This window comes from Sphaerisporangium sp. NPDC049002, from assembly GCF_040649355.1.
Classification (GTDB): Bacteria; Actinomycetota; Actinomycetes; order Streptosporangiales; family Streptosporangiaceae; genus Sphaerisporangium.
Map to the genome: position 1 here is coordinate 1 of NZ_JBEZFH010000055.1, position 18,520 is coordinate 18,520.

At 68.8% G+C, this 18,520-nt stretch carries 18 protein-coding genes; 6 read left to right on the plus strand and 12 right to left on the minus strand.

The genetic code is table 11. The annotated features are described in order from the left end of the window. The 4 genes from AB0B89_RS13990 to AB0B89_RS14005 all read left to right on the plus strand — a co-directional run. Positions 1 to 1,774 (plus strand): bacterial transcriptional activator domain-containing protein (locus AB0B89_RS13990; protein WP_358552131.1); only part of this gene is annotated, 1,774 nt, incomplete at its 5' end. 144 nt (positions 1,775 to 1,918) lie between these two features. Then, a complete protein-coding gene (locus AB0B89_RS13995; protein ID WP_358552133.1) occupies positions 1,919 to 2,626 on the plus strand; it encodes a hypothetical protein in 708 nt (235 codons plus the stop codon). Continuing rightward, a complete protein-coding gene (locus AB0B89_RS14000; protein ID WP_358552135.1) occupies positions 2,623 to 3,552 on the plus strand; it encodes a hypothetical protein in 930 nt (309 codons plus the stop codon). The genes AB0B89_RS13995 and AB0B89_RS14000 overlap by 4 nt, the downstream gene beginning before the upstream one ends. A 166-nt stretch (positions 3,553 to 3,718) precedes the next feature. Beyond that, positions 3,719 to 4,174 carry a DUF488 domain-containing protein gene (locus AB0B89_RS14005; protein WP_358552137.1) on the plus strand — a complete coding sequence of 152 codons (456 nt, stop codon included), beginning with the start codon at positions 3,719 to 3,721 and terminating at the stop codon, positions 4,172 to 4,174. Here AB0B89_RS14005 and AB0B89_RS14010 read toward each other — a convergent pair. Continuing rightward, positions 4,140 to 4,937: a hypothetical protein gene (locus AB0B89_RS14010; protein ID WP_358552139.1), complete on the minus strand. Its 798-nt coding sequence runs from the start codon at positions 4,935 to 4,937 to the stop codon at positions 4,140 to 4,142. The two genes, AB0B89_RS14005 and AB0B89_RS14010, sit on opposite strands and share 35 nt — an antisense overlap. 374 nt (positions 4,938 to 5,311) lie before the next feature. Between AB0B89_RS14010 and AB0B89_RS14015 the strand changes: the two genes are divergently transcribed. Continuing rightward, positions 5,312 to 6,457: a serine hydrolase domain-containing protein gene (locus AB0B89_RS14015; protein ID WP_358552141.1), complete on the plus strand. Its 1,146-nt coding sequence runs from the start codon at positions 5,312 to 5,314 to the stop codon at positions 6,455 to 6,457. Between the two features lie 36 nt (positions 6,458 to 6,493). Here AB0B89_RS14015 and AB0B89_RS14020 read toward each other — a convergent pair whose 3' ends face one another. The 11 genes from AB0B89_RS14020 to AB0B89_RS14070 all read right to left on the minus strand — a co-directional run bounded on the left by AB0B89_RS14020 (position 6,494) and on the right by AB0B89_RS14070 (position 17,577). Beyond that, complete coding sequence (locus AB0B89_RS14020) at positions 6,494 to 6,910, minus strand: TIGR03618 family F420-dependent PPOX class oxidoreductase (protein WP_358552143.1); 417 nt, start codon at positions 6,908 to 6,910, stop codon at positions 6,494 to 6,496. Positions 6,911 to 6,916: 6 nt separating this feature from the next. Beyond that, positions 6,917 to 7,384: an NUDIX domain-containing protein gene (locus AB0B89_RS14025; protein ID WP_358552145.1), complete on the minus strand. Its 468-nt coding sequence runs from the start codon at positions 7,382 to 7,384 to the stop codon at positions 6,917 to 6,919. Positions 7,385 to 7,408: 24 nt separating this feature from the next. After that, positions 7,409 to 9,013, minus strand: a complete 1,605-nt coding sequence (locus AB0B89_RS14030; protein WP_358552147.1) for a carbamoyltransferase C-terminal domain-containing protein — start codon at positions 9,011 to 9,013, stop codon at positions 7,409 to 7,411. 17 nt (positions 9,014 to 9,030) lie between these two features. Beyond that, entirely contained in the window at positions 9,031 to 9,894 is an 864-nt protein-coding gene (locus tag AB0B89_RS14035) for an AAA family ATPase (RefSeq protein WP_358552149.1), read from the minus strand. Beyond that, positions 9,891 to 10,724 (minus strand): Gfo/Idh/MocA family oxidoreductase, encoded by an 834-nt coding sequence (locus tag AB0B89_RS14040; protein ID WP_358552151.1) that lies wholly within the window; start codon positions 10,722 to 10,724, stop codon positions 9,891 to 9,893. Before AB0B89_RS14040 ends, AB0B89_RS14035 begins: the two co-directional genes overlap by 4 nt. A 376-nt stretch (positions 10,725 to 11,100) precedes the next feature. Next, on the minus strand, positions 11,101 to 12,042 hold the full coding sequence (locus tag AB0B89_RS14045) for a Fic family protein (protein ID WP_358552153.1): 942 nt from the start codon (positions 12,040 to 12,042) through the stop codon (positions 11,101 to 11,103). Positions 12,043 to 12,434: 392 nt separating this feature from the next. After that, on the minus strand, positions 12,435 to 12,941 hold the full coding sequence (locus AB0B89_RS14050) for a methylated-DNA--[protein]-cysteine S-methyltransferase (protein WP_358552155.1): 507 nt from the start codon (positions 12,939 to 12,941) through the stop codon (positions 12,435 to 12,437). Continuing rightward, positions 12,938 to 14,647, minus strand: a complete 1,710-nt coding sequence (locus tag AB0B89_RS14055) for an AlkA N-terminal domain-containing protein (RefSeq protein WP_358552157.1) — start codon at positions 14,645 to 14,647, stop codon at positions 12,938 to 12,940. Before AB0B89_RS14055 ends, AB0B89_RS14050 begins: the two co-directional genes overlap by 4 nt. A 67-nt stretch (positions 14,648 to 14,714) precedes the next feature. Further along, the gene (locus AB0B89_RS14060; protein WP_358552159.1) at positions 14,715 to 15,662 is read right to left on the minus strand and encodes an NYN domain-containing protein; all 948 of its coding nucleotides are present in this window, start codon (positions 15,660 to 15,662) and stop codon (positions 14,715 to 14,717) included. 103 nt (positions 15,663 to 15,765) lie between these two features. Then, a complete protein-coding gene (locus AB0B89_RS14065) occupies positions 15,766 to 15,969 on the minus strand; it encodes an acyl-CoA carboxylase subunit epsilon (protein WP_358552161.1) in 204 nt (67 codons plus the stop codon). A gap of 9 nt (positions 15,970 to 15,978) precedes the next feature. After that, the gene (locus AB0B89_RS14070; protein ID WP_358552163.1) at positions 15,979 to 17,577 is read right to left on the minus strand and encodes an acyl-CoA carboxylase subunit beta; all 1,599 of its coding nucleotides are present in this window, start codon (positions 17,575 to 17,577) and stop codon (positions 15,979 to 15,981) included. A gap of 74 nt (positions 17,578 to 17,651) precedes the next feature. On the opposite strand from AB0B89_RS14070, the gene AB0B89_RS14075 reads away from it, so the two are divergent. Further along, positions 17,652 to 18,470 (plus strand): ABC transporter ATP-binding protein, encoded by an 819-nt coding sequence (locus AB0B89_RS14075; protein ID WP_358552165.1) that lies wholly within the window; start codon positions 17,652 to 17,654, stop codon positions 18,468 to 18,470. Positions 18,471 to 18,520 lie beyond the last annotated feature (50 nt).

Sequence of the window (18,520 nt, forward strand, 5' to 3'; positions counted from 1 at the left end):
GGCCCTCGGCCGCCGCCGGCGCGAGCAGCTCTGGCACCGCGCGTTCGGCCACCGCATCCCCCGCCCGAGGGGCGACGCCGCGGGCGCGGAGGTCGCGCTGCGCCTCGGCTCCGACGCCCCCGGCAGCCGCATGCTCGACAACGGGCTGCGCCTGCTCGGCAAGCTCCTGGCCGAGCAGGGCCGCGTACCCCCGACGATCTACGCCGTGCACCTGTCCGCGCGGGGGCTCGACCTGTGGATCCATCCGCCGGAGCAGGACGCCCCCGAGCCCTGGGAGTCGCACGACGGCGGCCGTACCTGGAGGCTGCTCGCTCACGAGGGCCGGGGTATCGACGAGCACGCGCTGGCCGACGCGCCCGCCCCGTACCCCGGGCTCGTCTCGCTGGGGGTCACCGAGTCGGGCCGGGTGCTGATCGACCTCGAAGCGGCGCACGGCGTGATCGCCATCGCCGGGCACCGGGTCCGCGACGCCCTCGCCGCGCTGGCGGTGGAGCTGGCGACCAACCGCTGGTCCGACCAGATGCGCGTCACGCTGGTGGGCTTCGGGAACGACCTGGCGACGATCGCCCCGCACCGCGTCCGCGTCGTGGGCAGCCTGGCGGAGGCGCTGCCCGAGCTGGAGGCGAGGGCGGAGGAGATGACCGCCTCGGGCACGCAGGTGCTGACCGGCCGCGTACACGGCCGGGCCGCCGACCCCGTCTGGCCTCCGCACTTCCTGCTTTCCGCCATCGGGCCCGACGCCGACGAGGCCGTCCGCCTGGCGAGGCTCGGGCGCGCGGGCACCCGCATGGCCGCCGGGTACGTCATCGCGGGTGACGTCCCCCACCCCACCTGGACCTGGGAGATCACCGAGGAGGGCAAGGCGCGTGTGGAGGCGCTCGGCGTCACGGTGGCGGCGCAGCTCCTGCCCCGGCGCCACTATGACGCCGTGGTCGAGCTGTTCCGCACGGCGGAGCGCCGCGAGGGCGAGCCGGTGCGCGAGGACGAGGAGTCCCGCGAGTTCACCACCTCGCCGTCGATCAACGTGCGGGTCCTCGGCCCGATAGAGATCGGCCCGGTGCCGCCGCTGGAGGAGGGCAGGGCCGAGCTGGCGTGCGAGCTGGTCGTCTACCTCGCGACCCATCCGGCGGGCGTGCATCCGGTCGTGCTCGGCGGCATCCTGTGGCCGCGCGGCGTGCAGGCCGTCGTACGGGACGCCACGATCGCCCGGGTGGCCGAGTGGCTGGGCACCGACAGCGAGGGCAGGCCCAACCTGCGTACCGACGACACCGGCCGGCTGCGGCTCGGTCCCGAGGTGCGTTCCGACTGGCAGCTGTTCCGTGAGCTCGTCCGGCGCTCGCACAACGACCCGAGCGCCAGGGCCGTGCTCCTGGACAAGGCGCTCGGGCTGGTGCGGGGCCCGCTGCTCAACGGCAGGCCGCGCGGGCGGTACGCCTGGCTGGCGGCCGACGAGCTGGAGTACGAGGTGGCGGCGAGCGTGGCGGACGCCGCCCACAGGCTCTGCGAGGTGCGGCTCGCCCACGGAGACGCCGAGGCGGCCGTGGCCGCGGTACGGGCGGGGCTGCTGCTGGCGGCCGACGACGAGGGGCTCTGGCGCGACCTGTTGCGGGCGGCGCACGCCACCGGTGACCCGCTCAAGCTGCGCGCCGTGGTCGACGGGCTGCACCGCCGGTCGTCCTCCCATCCGTACGGCGGGGGGATGGCCCCGGAGACGGAGTCGCTGATCGACGAGCTGCTGCCCACCTGGCGGCTGCACTCGATGCCGTCCGCGTGACCCACGAAAACCCGAACAAGCAGGAGAAAGGCGGCAGCGGCGGTGAGAGGGATGGGGCGCGCGGGTCAGGATGTTTCCCGCGAGTCATGCCGATACGCGCATAACGGTGGTTCGAACTCCCGGCCCGTGGTTAGCGTCGTCGGCATGCGGATGCGGATGCGGATGCGGGCTGCCCTGGCCGCCGTCGCGCTGCTGGGCACCGGATGCTCGGGCGCCGGCGCGGAGCGCCCGTTCACCCCTGCCGACGGTGCCCCGCCCTCCGGTGCCCCATCATCCAACGCCGCCGCCGATCCCTCCGCCGCCGCGACGCCGGGCCCGCTCAGCGCTCCGCGGGCCATGTCGACGCCGGGGATCGAGAACGTCGAGGTGGCGCCCGGCATGACCGTGTCCATCGAGTGGCCCTCCGGGCTCGACAGCGCGCAGCAGGCCATGGTCAGGGCGTTCACCGACGGCTATGTCGGATCCTGGAAGGCGGTCGTCAGCCAGGGCGAGGACACCGCCTACCTCTCCGGGGTCGAGGACCAGGCCGGCCGCGACGCCTACACCTGGGTTCGCGGCTTCGTCGACCGGCGCGAGTCGGCCACGGGGTCCGCCAAGGTGTACGCCGTACGGGTGGCGTCGGCCTCCGGCCGGGGCGCGGAGGTGGACGCCTGCGTCGACGAGTCGGGCGTCCGGGTGACCGAGGCCGACAGCGGCCGTCCGGTCACCGGCCAGCCCGCCTGGACACGGCAGCCCACCTCGATCTACCTCCAGGTCGCGGGCGTGCGGAAGGGCGACGACGGGACCTGGCGGGTCAAGACCTACCTGCACGCCTCCTACCCCCACGAGCGTGCGAAGGAGTGCCGCCGATGAGATCGCTGATGCCGTTCGTCCTGGCCGCCTCGCTGGCGACCGCCCCGGCTTCCGACCCCGGAGGCCCGCGCGGCACCGGCTTCCAGGACGGCCGCACGAGCGGCGTGGTGCTTCGCGACTCCAAGATCGTGCTGAGCGGCAACGGCCTCGGAGCCAAGAGCGACGGCTACCGCGTCAAGCGTCCCTGCTGGTACGAGCCCGGCGACAAGGCCGACGACATGCTGACCAGGCAGCAGGACATCAGGGACGACTGGTTCCACACGCATCCGACCGGAACCGCCGAGGACTTCGATCAGTTCCTCAAGCAGTACAAGGACAAGGTCGGGCAGAACGGCCGTTGGTGGGCACCCGCGTACAACGCCGCCGATCCGGACGGGCTCGCGTGCGCGACCGGACTGCCCGGAGCCGTCTGGGTACCCCAGGGGACGACGCCGCCGGGCGGGATCACCCTGCAGGAGCTCTACGATCTCGCCCGGGCCGCGCTGACCGTGCCCGAGCCGAAGATCGAGCTCAGCCCCGACGTGAAGAGCTACGTGAACCTTCCGACCTGGGTGTGGCTCACCGGCATCGGGGCCACCACCCGGTCGGTGACGGCCGAGCTCCCCGGTGTCATGTCCGCTACCGTGACCGCCACCCTCACGGACGTCAAGATCGATTCGGGCACGACCTCCGACCGGGCCGAGGTCAGGCAGGACTGCGGTCCCACGGGCCATCCGTACGTGAAGGGCGGCACGTTCACCTGCGGCGTCCGCTACCTCCGCGCCTCGGTCGACCAGTCGCGCAAGGCGTACGTCCTCACCGTCACGACCGAGTGGCCGGTGACCGCCGGTGGCGGAGTCGCTTTCGCCTTCCAGCCCGTCCAGGCGACCGCCGTCAGGGACGTCCCCGTGGGCGAGGTCCAGAGCATCGTCCGCGGCGACTCCTGACCGATCAGGCGCACAAGGGTTTCGGTGGCGGCGAGTGCCGGGCAGGTCCCCCCGGCTTCGCGCCAGCGGGCGATGTCAACGGTGTCCCGTCAACGGTGCCCAGGAGATCTCACAGGTTGCTGAGTCCCCTGAGTGGCGGCGGCGGCCGTGTGAGAGGGTTGAGATCATGCCGATGGTGGAGCAGCACGTACGAGCGTTCGGTGTGGGCTACGAGGGCCGTGACCTCGGGGAGTTCATCGAGCTGCTGCAGCATGAGGGCGTGGCACTGTTGGTGGACGTACGGCTTAACGCGATTTCCCGTAAGCGGGGGTTCAGCAAGACCGCTCTTGCTAAGGCTCTGGCAGAAGCCGGCATCGTTTACGAGCACATGCGAGAGCTCGGCAACCCCAAATGGAACAGGGCCGGCTTCGGCGGTACCCCCGCTGAACTGGGGGTCGCTCGTGGAGCCTACTCGGCTCAACTCCTTGGCCCCGACGCGCAGGAGTGCCTGGGGCGCATCGCCGAGGCCGGTCGCCAGCGTATGGTCGCGGTCATGTGCTTCGAAATCGACCAGCGGCGCTGCCACCGAGATCTTGTCCTGTCGGCCGTCAGCGAGCGCTCCAGCTACCCGATATCCGCTTAGCCCTGCGTGGATATACGACACCGAGCACGATGAAGCTCTGCGGGTGCGCCTGCTGGTTGCCGACGTAGAAGATGGTGTCGCGCTCCGGTTCACACATCATGTCCCAAAATTTTTCGCGGATCGCCCTTTTGGTTGCTTCGTTGTCGTATGCATTCAGGTGGCGTTGGAGGGCGACGAGTTCCCAGTCGTAGATCCCTTGGTGGTGCGTCTTGCAGCCGGAAGATTGGCAGCGGTAGAGGTACCACGCCTTGAAACGCGGAGCTTGGAGCGCTGTGCGAGGAGCCGACTCGAAGAGGCCGAGCTGTCGGACATACTGATCGATCTTTCTTTGTTCCACGGCTGTCCAACCTGGGTGCGGTTTGATGATCAGGTCGAGGATCTCCGCGGGCCGAATGGCTGCCAGTGATCGAGCAGAGGGATGTCGGCGGACAGCGGCGATGAGGTCACACATCGATCCCTCGATGTATTCGTCGAGATAAGCCATCCGCTTTGGCCAGCCGTGAAGGTGCTTCTCCACGACGAAGCTGTCAGCTAGTGGTCGCCAGCTCTCGGCAAGCGGGTCGTTCGGGCTGGGCTTGGCCTCCAGCGTGACGACGTCATACTTCCGGAACCTGCGATTATTGTCCATATCGCGATAGTTGATCGGATAAAGCCGGATCCAGCCGGGATTGTCAGGATCAAGTCGTAGCGCGGCGACGCACACAGTCTCGCCATAGGTCTCCGACGGGTTCGGAGCGGCCTTGACCGTGATCAGCACTCGCATGCGCCGGTATTGGGATCCAGGTGGCTTGGCGTGGAACGTTTCAAGATCAGGGCCGAATAGGGAGCGTTGCTCTACCAATAGACTCTCCGTACTGACGCAATGTCGATCTCCAAGGCTATCTTTGGCCGATCATTTACGCTCACGCTTTGAGTTAAGGAGGGGCGGTTGTCCGTCCCAGGAAGATCGTGTGCCTTGAGGCGGCTTTTCGGGCACGGAGAGGCCGGTGGTGGAGATCTGCCGGGTGTGGTGGAGTCTCTGGACGGCAAGCCCGATCTCGTGGCTGCTGATCGGAGCGGATAGTGGGCATCGGGGCGATGATCACCCGGTGCGGCGGTGAGCTTACCTTGGAGCCGCGCGGTTGAGAAGGTGGACCGATGAGCATCCTGCGTGACTTCTTGAAGACGTACGTCGGGGACGGATCGGTGCCGGGGGTGGTAGGTCTGGTGGCCCGGGGCGGCGGGGTCGAGGTGGAGGCCGTCGGGTCTGTCGACGTCGACGGCACATCCCCGATGGCCAGGGACACGATCTTCCGTATCGCTTCGGTCAGCAAGCCCGTCATCGCCGCGGCGGTCATGATGCTGGTCGACGAAGGCCGCATCGCGCTGGACGACCCGATCGGAGAATGGTTGCCGGAACTGGCGTCACCGAGCGTGGTCCGGACGCCGGACGGTCCGGTCGATGACGTGGTCCCGGCTGCCCGGCCGATCACTGTGGAAGATCTGCTCACCTTCCGTGCCGGGTACGGGTTTCCGTCCGACTTCTCTCTGCCGGCGATCGCCCCGTTGTTCACTGAACTGAACCAGGGGCCACCGCAACCTCAACTCATCCCGGCGCCGGACGAGTGGATGGCGAGGCTGTCCCGCATCCCGCTGCTGTGTCAGCCGGGGGACGCCTGGCTGTACAACACCTGCTCCGACATCCTGGGCGTGCTGATCGCCAGGGTCTCTGGCCGCCCGTTGCCCGAGTTCCTGGCCGAGCGGCTGTTCGAGCCGCTGGGCATGGTCGACACGGGATTCGACGTTCCGACCGGCAAGCTCGACCGGTTCACCTGTTACTACCGCATCGATCCGGCCGGGGGCCTGAACCTGGTGGACGCACCCGGCGGGCAGTGGAGCAGCCCGCCCGCGTTCCCGTCCGGCGCCGGAGGGCTGGTCTCGACCGCCGACGACCTGCTCTCCTTCGCCAGGATGATGCTCGCCGAAGGGACCGTCGACGGTCGCCGACTGCTGTCGCTCGCGTCCGTACGGCAGATGACCAGCGACCAGCTGACCCGGTCCCAGCGTGACGCGAGCGTGCTGTTCCTGGAAGGGCAGGGGTGGGGCTTCGGCGGCTCGGTCGACGTCGAGGCCATCGATCCCTGGAACGTCCCGGGACGCTACGGCTGGGTCGGCGGCACCGGAACGGCGGCGCACCTCATACCGTCTACCGGCACGGTCACCATCCTGCTCAGCCAGGTGGAGATGACGGGACCGACCCCGCCCCCGCTGATGCGCGACTTCTGGCGGGAAATGACCAGGTAGGCCCCGCGTCGGGGTCATCCGCCGGCACAGGGCATCTCAGACGTTGCCGAGAATCCGCGTGACCTCGATCTCGATCACGACCCGTTCGGGGTTCTGCCGGGGCGCGCGGTAGCGCTGCGCGTACCGGTGCTCGGCGTCGGCGATCTCGTCGGGGTCGTCCCGGATCACGGCAAGCCCTTCCAGGGTGGACCAGCGCCGCCCGTCGACCTGGCAGACGGCGACCGGCGCGCCCCCGGGCCCGGCCGCGGCCACCAGCCGGGCCTTGTACGACCCACGCGAGGTGATCACCCGAGCGGTCGCCGTGCCGAGGTCGAGCGTCACCCCGACCGGCACGACATGCGGCGTCCCGTCGGAACGGACGGTGGTCAGCGTGCACAGGTGCCGCTCACTCCAGAACGCGGAGAACGGCTCACCCCGTCCTGCCAGGTCCGCACGCGGGGCTTTCCCCGGCATCTTCGTCTATCCCGGCAGCACATATGGGGCGGCCGGGGCCCCCTCGGTCAGGTACTGCTTGATCAAGGCAGTGAGGCCGAGCGGGTAGACGGTCTGGCGGGTACGGCCGAGTTCGGTGAGATCCCACCACTGCCAAGCGAGGATGTCGTCGGTCTGGGTGGCCTGAGCAGGGTCAACCTGATCGGCGGGAATATGGGCGATGAAGTACTTTTCGACCTGCTCAGTGAGCTCTCCATGGATCATGTGGGTCTTGGCGCGGGAGGCGAGCTGCGGGCCCAACTCGACCTCTTCGATGCCAAGCTCCTCACGCAGCTCACGGATCGCCGCCTGGGTGTGGGTCTCACCCGCGTCCAAGGCGCCGCCCGGGGTTGCCCAGAACACGCCGTTGCCTTCTTCATAGCGCAGGAGGAGCACCTGATCGCTATCGTCGAGAACGATCACGCGGGCGGCTTGGCGAAGTCGAACGGCGGTCATGCCTTGATTGTCGCAGGCCGCAACTCATGGTCGCTTCTCCACGACGTAGTCTCCCAGGCAGAGCGCGTCCAGGTCGGTGGCCTGGAAGGTGGCCAGGGCGTCCGCGGGTGACTCGACGATCGGTTCACGGTCGTTGAACGAAGTGTTCAACACGACCGGCACCCCGGTGATCTTCCCAAAGTGTTCGATCACGGCGGCGAAACGGGCGTTGATATTGGGGTCGACGGTCTGGGCGCGGGCTGTGCCATCGACGTGGACGACACCGGGAATCAGGTGGGCTTGGCCGGGGTGGACAGTCGGCGCCAGCAGCATGAAGGGTGATCCGTCGGGGTCGAGGTCGAACCAGTGGGAGGCATCGGCCTGCAGGACGGCAGGCGCGAACGGACGGAACGGCTCCCGGTGCTTGATCCGATCGTTGAGGGCATCGCGGGAGGCGATCGTACGCGGGTCAGCGAGGATGGAGCGATGGCCGAGCGCGCGGGGTCCAAGCTCGCTGCCGCCGTCGAACCAGCCGATCAGCTTGCCGTCCGCGAGAAGCTGCGCCGCAGTTGTGGTGATGTCGCTTTCGCGCCGCCACGTGAACGGGACGAAGGCTCGCTCGACCAGACCGGAGCGGGGGTCACGGTTGAGCGCGAGTTCGATTTCCTCATCGCTATAGGCGCGGCCGAAGGAGTCATCGGCCAGCGGGCGGCGTGGAAGTTCGCCTGTGAGCCGGTGGAACCCGTACAGGGCGCAGCCGAGGGCCTGGCCGCGATCGGAGGCGGGTGGAGGAACGAACAACGCGGTGACCTTTGGGAGGCGGCGGATCTGGTCGTTGGCGACGCAGTTGAGCGCGACCCCGCCGGCCAGGCACAGACGGGTGATCCCGGTTTCGGCGATAACGTTTTCGACGAGTCCGGTCAGGACTTGTTCGACCTGGGCCTGTAGGTAAGCGGCGGCGTCGATGCCGCGCTGGTCGGTGCCCTTGCTGCCGGGTGGCCCGAAGTCCCAGCCGGTGCGGGCGGTCAGCTCGGCGATCCCGGCGGAGTGGGTGGCGGTCAGTCGCCCGTACACGCGAGTGTCGTGCAGGTCGAACAATGGGGCGGCGAACGCGCCGGGATCTCCGTAGGAGGCCAGTGCCATGGTCTTGCCGGCTTCCTGGGCAGACCAGCCGAGCCATTCGGTGAACGCCTCGTAGGTGGCGCCGATCCCGCCCGCCCGTCTTCGGGAGGGATCGTTGCCGCCGAACCGGGTGATGCCGTCGCGGTTGGCTGCATAGAAGGTCTCGGTGTCGGCGTTGTTGCCGGCACCGTCAGTGACCACGATGGTCGTCTCCTCGTGTGGGCCGAGACAGTAGGCGGTATAGGCGTGGGACAGGTGGTGGTCGACGATGATGATCCGGCCGGGGTCGACTCCCAGGTACCGCAGACCCGTGTCAGCGGAGGTCGCCGGGGTGCGGCCAAAAGAGCTGGCGACCACCAGGTCGACGTCAGAGAGACTGAGGTCGGCGGCGCGCAGGCAGTACAGGACGGCGTTGAGCCAGCCGGGGCTGTAGCGGCGGCGATTGAGCCGCTCCTCGCCGATCGCGACCATGAGATCCGGCGTGAGGAGGGCGGCGCCGCCGTCGTGGCCGAAATTGACGCCGATCACGCACGGTGTTTGGCTGCTTATGGGGCGGCTCCGTTGAGATCGTCGGTGGGCAGGACGTTGAGCGGATTCCACAGCCGAGTAAGGCCGTGAAGCTGGATGAGGCTGGCGAGTTGGAACATCTGCATCAGCCCGCCTCGGTAGGCAAACGCATCGGTGACGGTGCCACCCAGGACCGCCGAGCCGCCCAGTTTGCGGTAGAAGCCGCCAAATCGGGCATCGACGCCCGGCTTGGCTGGAGCTGTGGGCGGGTGCGCGGGGACGGTGGCTCCGGCGGTGCGCAGTTCATCGGCTACGGCGGACAGAACAGCCGAGAGGGTAAGCCGATCGGTGTCGATGACCAGCGGCGGGTGAGGACACAGGCTGGGCGCGTGCTCGGTGTAGAACTCCGACATCCGCTCCAGAAGGCCCCGCTCGTACCATTGGCGCCAGCGTGGATGGGCCGGGCGACCCCCGCGGCGCTCCAAGCTGGCCGTGACGCTCACCAGCAGGATCACCGTTCGCAGGCCGCTGTCATAGAGGGGCTCGATGTGTCGGCGGTAGTAGGCGACGGCTTTGCTGTACGGCAGGGTGGCCTCGCGGCGGGAGGCCCAGGTGTAGGCGAGCACGCCCAGGTGGTTGCGGTCGCACACCACCACATCCGAGCAGGCGGTGAGGTCTCGCGCGCGCAGCGCTGCCGCGCGGGCCCTTTCTTGCCGCAGGTACCACAGCGTATGGGCTGCGGGGGCGCTGTGGACCGGAGTCCCGGTGCCGCTGCTGAGCTTGATGTTCGGCTCGCTGAAGAACAGGGCACTATCACCGAGGGTGGGCACCAGCGCGCCGAGCAACGTGGTCTTTCCTGCTCCCGGCGGGCCTTCGAGTGCGAGCGCTATCGGGCCCGTCATCGGGCCGAGCCTTCCAGGCGGGGGCCGGTGGCCGCGACGGTGGTCCAGTTTCCGCCGGTGTTCGCCGACTCCAGTGCGGCCGTGGCCAACGCGAGGCTGCGCAGGTGGTCGGTGATGTCGTGCTCGGGAATGGCGCTGGCTTCAAGAGCGTGGACAAACGCCGTGTAGGCGCCGAGGATCCCGTCGGGCACCCACTCGCCGGGCGGCGTGAACGTCTCGGAGCCGCAAGCGGTGTGCAGGGCGGCAGTGCTGTAGGTGGCCTGAGCGTCGGCCCGGTCGCCGTTAACATGCCAGGCGCTGGACCAGGCCTGCGGGCTGCGGGTCCGGTTGTACATGGTCAGACAGGCGACGAGCGGGGCGTCGAACGCCAGCATGATCGTGTAGGTGAGTGGGCAGCGGGCACGCTGGCCGGGCAGGATGCTTGCGCGCGCCGATACGGCGACCGGGTCGCTCCTGGCAAGCTGGCGGGCGAGGTCGAGGTAGTGCAGCCCGTGGTCGAGAAACAGGTAGCCGGGATGGTCGGTGTACCAGGTGCCCTCGTCCTCGCAGAAGTGGTGGACGTGCGCCAGATGGGCGAGGTCGCCGAGCCGTCCGGTCCGGGCCCAGTCGAGCAGCAGCCGTTGCGCAGGCGCCCACCGAAGGTTGTGGTTAACCGCAACCGGAACGCCCGCTTGTGCCGCTTCCCGGGCGATGGCGGTCGCCTCGTCCAGCGTGTAGGAGACCGGTTTTTGCAGCAGCAGCGGCTTGCCGTATGGAAGAAGTTCGCGGACCAGGTTCAGGCGGCCGTCCGGCCGGGTCGCGACGTCGATGAGGTAGCCTACCGTACGCAAATAATCTTGCGTACGGCCCGCATGGTGCTCGACACCGTGCCGGTCGAGAAGCGGGCCGAACTGCCTGCGCTCGGCGACTACCGCGCCGCCATCAGCGCTCAAGTCCCGGCCTGAGTGACTCCAAGTAGCCGCCGTCCCGGTGGGCCTGCCGGTCGAGCTCGGCCTTCAGCCTGCCGAAACAGGGCGAGGTCGAAGATGGGACTTGCCGTCGATCGCGTCCAGATCGGTCACATGCACAGCCAAGCCGTCAACGTTGAGAAGCTGCGGGACGGACTCCGCAGGCTGTGCAAGCGCGGGGGCCGCAACTGCGGGTCGCTCCTCGCAACAGGGGTGGACCGCCATGAGATGGGTGCACGGTTGTAACGATCATGGGATGTCAGTTCAGGGTGTGACGCCTCCACATGGCTGAGCGGCCGACACCGTCGGCGGCGATGATCCCTTCATCCCTCATTTCGTTGAGAACCAGGCGGATCGTCTGGTCGCTGATGCCTGGAAGCGCGGCACGAATGTCGGTGATCCTGAAGATGGGGGGTCCCTGCCGCATCACGTAGTTTCTGACACGGTCCTGCTTGGTGCCGGGTGAGTGTTCGGCTGCGGCGCGTGCGGCGAAGACCTGGTATCCCTGGGCGAGCAGCTTGGTGAAGTAGCACAGCCACGGCCAGGGATCGGCGGTGTCCTGGTGCCAGCCGTGGGTCGAGTCCAGCAGGGCCTGGTAGTAGGAGTCAGGCGATCTGGCGATGACCTGCTCCAGGCTGACATAGCGCACCACACCGTATCCAGCGTCCATGAGCAGGGCGTTGGTGAGCGCTCGGGCAATCCTGCCGTTGCCATCCTCAAAGGGGTGGATGACCAGCAGGTCCAGGATGAACAGGCCGACCAGGAGGACGCTGTGGTGCTGTCCCTCGTCGACCGCCTTCAGGTAGCGCTCAATCAATTCGTGGACGTGGAAGTCGGTCTCGGCCGCGCTGACGGGACGGAACCGTTCGATCAGAGTTCCGTCGGGCATCCGATCTACGACCAGGTTGTCTTCCCTCTTGAACCGGCCTCCCGGTGCGGCCGTGTGGACGAAGAGCAGCCGGTGCAGGTGAAGCAGCAGGCCGGTGTTGAGTGGCCGCCAGTCGTGCTGGAAGAGGTAGTCCAGGGCATCGCGCGCACCTGCGAGTTCCTCCTCGCTCCGGCTCCGGAAGGCTGTGGCTTGTCCGCGGATGATGCGTTCGGCGCGAACGGGGTCGGGGACGACGATTCCCTCGATGGCGGAGGATGCGGTGATGCTGGCCACTCGGGCGCGGTCGGCGAGTTCTTGCAGCAGGCCGGGCAACTGGTCCCGGTACAGCGCTTCGCAGCCGCGGCCGAAGTCGACGGCGCTCAGAGTGGTCACGATCCGGGAGGGCACTCTGTCCAGAACGCGATCAAGGTCAATAAAGGTTCGCATGGCTCCTCGGAACGGCGAGCGAACTACGCAATAAATGACGTAAACTACCTAATCAATGATCCAATTAGTTAGTTTAGCGCATTGATTGGCGGTGGACTGCCCACCCACATGACCCTTCACAGCGCACGCAGGGTGCTTGACACCGTTCCGACGGAGAAGCGGGCCGCCCTGCCTGTGCTCGGTGACCACCGCGCCGCCGTCAGCGCTCCAGTCCCGGCCTGATGCGAGTGAACCCCTGGGAGCTGAGGGGATCAGGAAGGCCCGCTCGATAGCTTCCTCTACAGGGCGTTTTCGTGCTTGAGGAGCCATTCCTTGACGGGGGTGCCGTAGTAGTAGCCGCCGAAGCCGCCGGCGGAGGGGAGTACGCGGTGGCAGGGGACGAACGGGGCGACGAGGTTCTGGGCGCATGCCGACCCGGCCGCCCGCGCCGCGGTCCTCGGCAGCCCGGCCCGCTCGGCCAGTTCCGCGTAGCTCACCGTCGTTCCCGCAGGGACGGCGCGCAGCGCCGCGAGCAGCCGTTGCCGGGTCGGCGTCCCCGGCTGGTCGAGCTCTACGGTGTCGAGAGCGAACAGGTCGCCGTCGAGGTAGTCCCGTACGGCCCGAGCGGGCTTGCCGAGGTCGTCGACGAGCTGGAGGGGGAGCGCGGTGAGCGTCCCCGGCAGCCGTACATGCATCGCACCGGGGTCGGCGGTGAACCCCGCGGCGACCAGCACGTCCTCATGTACGAGCAGCGAGAGCGGCCCGGTCGGAGTCGGCAGGACCTGTGCGTCGATCGTTGCGTTCATGGCGTCTCCGAGCTCCAGAGGTGTAGCGCGGCGTACGCCCGCCAGGGGCGCCACCGCTCGGTGTCGTCTTCGGGGATGTCGAGTGCCTTCATGGCCCGCCGGAGGCCGAGGTCGCCGGAGGGCCAGGCGTCGGGGTCGCGCAGGGCGCGCATCACGATGTAGCCGGTGGTCCACGGCCCGATGCCCGGGATGTCCAGGAGCCGGGACGCGGTCTCGGCCGGGTCCGCCCCGCCGTCGAGGTCGAGCTCGCCCGAGGCCGTCTTCTCGGCGAGGATCTTCAGCGTCGTGACGCGCCGCCCGGTCAGCCCGAGCCCGGACAGATCGGCCCCCGCCAGCCACTCGGCCTTCGGGAACAGCAGGCGCGGTCCATCGGCGTCCGCACCCACCCGCGCGCTCCTGCCACCGTCGTAAGGCTGGTCGGACGGTCCGGCCAGGGGTCCGGGTGGGGACGGGGGTCCGGCGAGGGCTGCGACGTCGTAGGGCTTGGCAGGGGTTCCGGCGCGGATGGCGATGCGGCCGAGTAGCGTCCTGGCGCCGGCGACCGAGACCTGCTGGCCCACCACGGCGCGTACCGCCAGCTCGAAGCCGTCGAAGGCGCCGGGCACGCGCAGCCCCGGACGTCGCTCGACCAGCGGGCGGAGCGCGGTCGCGCGGAGGGCGTCGGCGATGGCGCCGGGGTCGGAGTCGAGGTCGAGCAACCGGCGGCACCGGGAGACGATCCTCGCCAGGTGACGGGTGTCGTCGAGGGTCACCGACAGCCTGATGTGCCCGACGGCGGGAGCCAGAGTGATCACCCCTCCGGGCACGGCGCGGCGGTAGCCGGTGGGGCTCGCCTCCTCGACCCCCGGGACAGCGCGGGAGGCCAGGAAGCCGAGCAGGGTCTCCGCGTCGTACGGCGGCCGGTAGTTCAGCCGCAGCGTGAGCGTCGCGGGCATGCCGGGAGTGACGCCCCGCGACGACCCGGCGACCCGGGAACCCGATGTCGGGGCTCCAGGAGACGCGATGGCCTGGGAATCGTGGTTCACCGCTCCAGCGGACTCGGTGGTCTGGGAACCCTGGTTCGCGGCTTCAGCGGAGGTGGTGGTCCGGGAGCCTGGTCTGGTGGTTCTCGCGGAGGCGGCGCGGGCGAGGGGGCCCGAGGTGGTGCGGAGGTCGCTGGGCGCGAAGCCGTACGCCTCCTTCATCGTGGCGTTGAACTGGCGCACGCTGCCGAACCCGGCGGCGAACGCCACGTCGGTGATCGGCAGCGGGGTCTCGGTCAGCAGTTGCTTGGCGAGCAGCAGCCGTCGGGTCCTCGCCACGGCCAGCGGACCGACGCCGAGCTGGGCCGTGAACAGGCGCAGGAGGTGCCGTTCTGTGACGTGCAACCGGCTCGCGAGGCCCGCGACGCCGTACTCGTCGGCCACGCCGTCGTCGATCAGCCGCAGCGCCCGTCCGACGAGGTCGGCGGCGACGTCCCAGCCGGGATCTCCCGGGCTGAGCTCGGGGCGGCAACGGCGGCACGGGCGGAACCCCGCCGCCTCCGCCGAGGCGGCGTGCCGGTAGAACCGGACGTTCTGCCGTGCGGGCGTACGGGCCGGGCAGATGGGGCGGCAGTAGATGCCTGTCGAGGTGACGGCCGTGTAGAACCGCCCGTCGAACCTCGTGTCGCGAGCGCTCGCCGCCCTGTAACAGGAGTCGAAGTCGAGGGTCTGGTGTGGTGTCACAGCTACGACGTTATGCCCTGTTCAGGCCGCACGACTGGCGGGAATCGGACCTCGCCGTCGGCCGGTGTCACTTCGTCGAAATGCCGACCCCCAGGTCGAATTCGCGGTAGACGCGGGCCCAGAAGCCGTCGCGCAGCCACACTCGGGCCTCGGGGTAGGGGCGCAGGGAGTGGCCGAGCTCCTTCTCGGCCTCGATCAGCAACTCGGTGTCGATGACCGTCGGCAGCAGCGGTCCCGGGAGCAGGTCGCGGATGTTGTCGCGGCCCCGCGTGAGGATCCACTTCTGCGCGACGTGCTCGCCGACCTCCTCGACCCTCGGGCGGCTCGGCCCCAGCTTGGTGACCTGCCCGGGGTGCTTGACGGCGGGTTTGGCGCTGAGCGCGGTGCGGCCGGCGAACACCTGGGCGGGCGACGGCGGCGTGGGCGCGGTGGCGGTCACCACCTGGGCGGCACGGTTGAAGTAGGGGCGCAGGAAGTCGGACCCCAGCTCCTCGACGGTGTCGGACTCCCATACGAGACGCTCGGCCTGATTGGTTCCATAGGGAGGTTCGACGCCCCACAGATGGATGCGTACTCCGAACGTCTGGGCCGCCTCGACGGCGGGGACCATGTCCTCGTCTCCCGCGATCAGCACGGTGTCGCTCACCGCGTGGTGACGGGCCAGTGCCTCCAGGTCGCTGCGGATCTGCGCGTCGACGCCCTTCTGCTGCCCACGGGCGTTGAGGTTGCCGAGGCGCACCTTGACCCACGGAAGCTGCGCGATCACACGCTGGTCGACGGTGGGCACCCGGTCGCGGGCGGCGTCGTACCAGTAGACGCGCAGCAACTCGCCGGGGATGCGCTCCATCGCGTGCTTCTTGAGAGCTTGGATCAGCTCGTCGGCCGCTACGCGATATTCCTTGCGCTCCTTGGCGCCCAAGATGACCTCGCCCGCCGCAGCGTAGAGATAGCCGACGTCCACGAGAACGGCGTATTTCGCCGCCACGGGATGCGGTGTGAGGTCCGGGATTGCCATGCTCTCCTCCAGGCCTCGGTCCTAGGCAATGATCGGCTGACTATATTCCCCCATTTCTAGATAGTCCCAACTCTTAGCTCGCTTGACACCCACTTCCAAAGATCTAATGGGGCAGTGAGCTTGCTCGCCACGCTCCCGGCCCCGTGGGGAACGCCCTTCTCAGCTGATGTGCTGGGTTACGCCACGTTTCGCGGTTTCGAGCGGTTTGCACCAGGCTTGTCTGCCTTGTCGCAACTGCGATCACGAGCGCGGCGACCTCCTCCACGGTGGCGTCACCGTGAATGATCCTCAGATAGGGCTGATCCATGGACGCCTCCTACAGGGGGATGTTGCCGTGCTTCTTCGGCGGCAGGGTCTGGCGCTTGTTGCGCAGCGCGCGAAGCGCCCTGACGATCTTGACCCGGGTGTCCGAGGGCCGGATCACCGCGTCGACGTACCCCCGCTCGGCCGCGAGGTACGGATTGGCGAGCGTGTCCTCGTAGTCGGTGATCAGCCGGGTCCGCTCGGCGTCGGGGTCGTCCGCGGTCGTCAGCTCGCGCCGGTAGAGGATGTTGACCGCGCCCTGGGCGCCCATCACCGCGATCTGCGCCGTCGGCCACGCCAGGTTGATATCGGCCCCGAGGTGCTTGGAGCCCATGACGTCGTAGGCGCCGCCGTACGCCTTGCGGGTGATCACCGTGACCAGCGGCACCGTCGCCTCGGCATAGGCGTACAGCAGTTTGGCGCCGCGCCGGATGATCCCGTTCCATTCTTGATCAGTACCCGGAAGGAAGCCCGGCACGTCCACGAAAGTAAGGACGGGAATGTTAAAGGCATCGCAGGTGCGGACGAAACGCGCGGCCTTTTCGGAAGCGGCGATGTCCAGCGTGCCCGCGAAGCTCATCGGCTGGTTGGCCACCACCCCCACCGAGTGCCCCTCGACCCGGCCGAAGCCGACGACGATGTTGGGCGCGAACCCCGCGTGGATCTCCAGGAACTCGCCGTCGTCCAGCACGTGCTCGATGACCTGGTGCATGTCGTACGGCTGGTTCGCCGAGTCGGGGATGAGGGTGTCGAGCTCGCGGTCGGCGTCGCTGACGGCCAGGTCGGCGGGGGAGTCGAACACCGGGGTCTCGTCCATGTTGTTGGACGGCAGGTACGACAGGAGCGCCCGGGCGAACTCCAGGCAGTCGGCCTCGTCGGCCGCCTCGTAGTGGGCCACGCCCGACTTGGAGTTGTGGGTGTGCGCGCCGCCGAGCTCCTCGAACGTCACCTCCTCGCCGGTGACCGTCTTGATGACGTCGGGGCCGGTGATGAACATGTGCGACTTCTCGCGCACCATGAGCACGAAGTCGGTGAGCGCGGGGGAGTACACGGCGCCGCCCGCGCACGGGCCCATGATCAGGGAGATCTGCGGGATGACCCCCGAGGCGTGGACGTTGCGCTTGAAGATCTCGGCGTAGAGCCCGAGCGAGACGACGCCCTCCTGGATGCGCGCGCCCCCGGAGTCGTTGATGCCGACCACCGGGCAGCCGGTCTTGAGAGCGTGGTCCATGACCTTGACGATCTTCTCGCCGAACACCTCGCCGAGCGAGCCGCCGAAGACCGTGAAGTCCTGCGCGAAGACGGCCACCGGGCGGCCCGCCACGGTGCCGTACCCGGTGACCACGCCGTCGCCGTACGGCCGCTCGCGCTCCATGCCGAAGCTGGACGACCGGTGGCGGGCGAGCTCGTCGAACTCCACCAGCGATCCCTCGTCGAGGAACGCGACCAGCCGCTCACGGGCGGTCATCTTGCCCTTGGCGTGTTGTTTCTCCACCGCACGCGAGGATCCGGCGTGGGCGGCCTCGTCGAGGCGTCGCTCCAGGTCAGCGATCTTCCCCGCGGTGGTGTGCGGATCGATGCCCTCGACGTGCGGAACGGGCTCAGCGCTCATGTCCGTAGGTTAGTCCTCCTGTCAGATCGGCGGTCACCCGGAACCGTCCTTGGGCTCCCGATTAGAGTGACGGCATGACCGATTTCGCCAGTGGGCCCGGCTCGGCGGTCTCGGCGGGCTCCACCGGCCCCCCGGAAGCGGTCCGCACGCGGGGGCTCTACAAGCGGTTCGGCCCTCAGGTGGCGGTCGCCGGGGTCGACCTCGTGGTGCCGCGCGGCAGCTTCGCCGGCCTCGTCGGCCCGAACGGCGCAGGGAAGACGACCACGCTCAGCATGATCACCGGTCTGCTCATGCCCGACGCGGGCTCGGTGGAGGTCGGCGGGGTCGACGTGTGGCGTCACCCGGTGGCGGTCAAGGCCCAGGTCGGCGTGCTGCCCGAGGGACTGCGGCTGTTCGAACGGCTGTCGGGGCGCGAGCTGCTCTCGTACAACGGCCAGATCAGGGGCATCCCCAAGGAAGAGGTCGCCCGCCGCGCCGAGGAACTGCTGAACGTCATGGACCTCGCGGCCTCGGCCGACAAGCTGGTCGTCGACTACTCCACCGGCATGCGCAAGAAGATCGGCCTGGCCGCCGCACTGCTGCACAACCCCAAGGTCCTCTTTCTCGACGAGCCCTTCGAGGGCGTCGATCCGGTCAGCGCCAACACGCTCGCCGAGGTCCTCCAGCGCTACACCTCCTCCGGCTCGACCGTCGTGCTCTCCAGCCACGTGATGGAGCTCGTCGAGCGCCTCTGCGACTGGGTGTCGGTGATGAACCACGGCCGGATCGTGGCCCAGGGCACCCTGAGCGAGGTCCGCGGCGGCCACACGCTCAACGAGGCCCTGCTCGACCTGGTCGGCGTCCGCGGCACCGGCGAGGAGGGCCTGTCGTGGCTCGGATCCTCCCCCATGTGACCCCGGCGGGACCGGTATGAACAAGGAGTGCCCGAGCCGAGAGGGGCCGT

Excerpts from the sequence above, each read along its gene's own strand:
- AB0B89_RS13995 (WP_358552133.1), top strand. The coding sequence starts at position 1,919 with ATGCGGATGCGGATGCGGATGCGGGCTGCCCTGGCCGCCGTCGCGCTG.
- AB0B89_RS14000 (WP_358552135.1), top strand. The coding sequence starts at position 2,623 with ATGAGATCGCTGATGCCGTTCGTCCTGGCCGCCTCGCTGGCGACCGCC.
- AB0B89_RS14005 (WP_358552137.1), top strand. The coding sequence starts at position 3,719 with ATGCCGATGGTGGAGCAGCACGTACGAGCGTTCGGTGTGGGCTACGAG.
- AB0B89_RS14010 (WP_358552139.1), bottom strand. The coding sequence starts at position 4,937 with ATGCGAGTGCTGATCACGGTCAAGGCCGCTCCGAACCCGTCGGAGACC.
- AB0B89_RS14015 (WP_358552141.1), top strand. The coding sequence starts at position 5,312 with ATGAGCATCCTGCGTGACTTCTTGAAGACGTACGTCGGGGACGGATCG.
- AB0B89_RS14020 (WP_358552143.1), bottom strand. The coding sequence starts at position 6,910 with ATGCCGGGGAAAGCCCCGCGTGCGGACCTGGCAGGACGGGGTGAGCCG.
- AB0B89_RS14025 (WP_358552145.1), bottom strand. The coding sequence starts at position 7,384 with ATGACCGCCGTTCGACTTCGCCAAGCCGCCCGCGTGATCGTTCTCGAC.
- AB0B89_RS14035 (WP_358552149.1), bottom strand. The coding sequence starts at position 9,894 with ATGACGGGCCCGATAGCGCTCGCACTCGAAGGCCCGCCGGGAGCAGGA.
- AB0B89_RS14050 (WP_358552155.1), bottom strand. The coding sequence starts at position 12,941 with ATGAACGCAACGATCGACGCACAGGTCCTGCCGACTCCGACCGGGCCG.
- AB0B89_RS14060 (WP_358552159.1), bottom strand. The coding sequence starts at position 15,662 with ATGGCAATCCCGGACCTCACACCGCATCCCGTGGCGGCGAAATACGCC.
- AB0B89_RS14065 (WP_358552161.1), bottom strand. The coding sequence starts at position 15,969 with ATGGATCAGCCCTATCTGAGGATCATTCACGGTGACGCCACCGTGGAG.
- AB0B89_RS14070 (WP_358552163.1), bottom strand. The coding sequence starts at position 17,577 with ATGAGCGCTGAGCCCGTTCCGCACGTCGAGGGCATCGATCCGCACACC.
- AB0B89_RS14075 (WP_358552165.1), top strand. The coding sequence starts at position 17,652 with ATGACCGATTTCGCCAGTGGGCCCGGCTCGGCGGTCTCGGCGGGCTCC.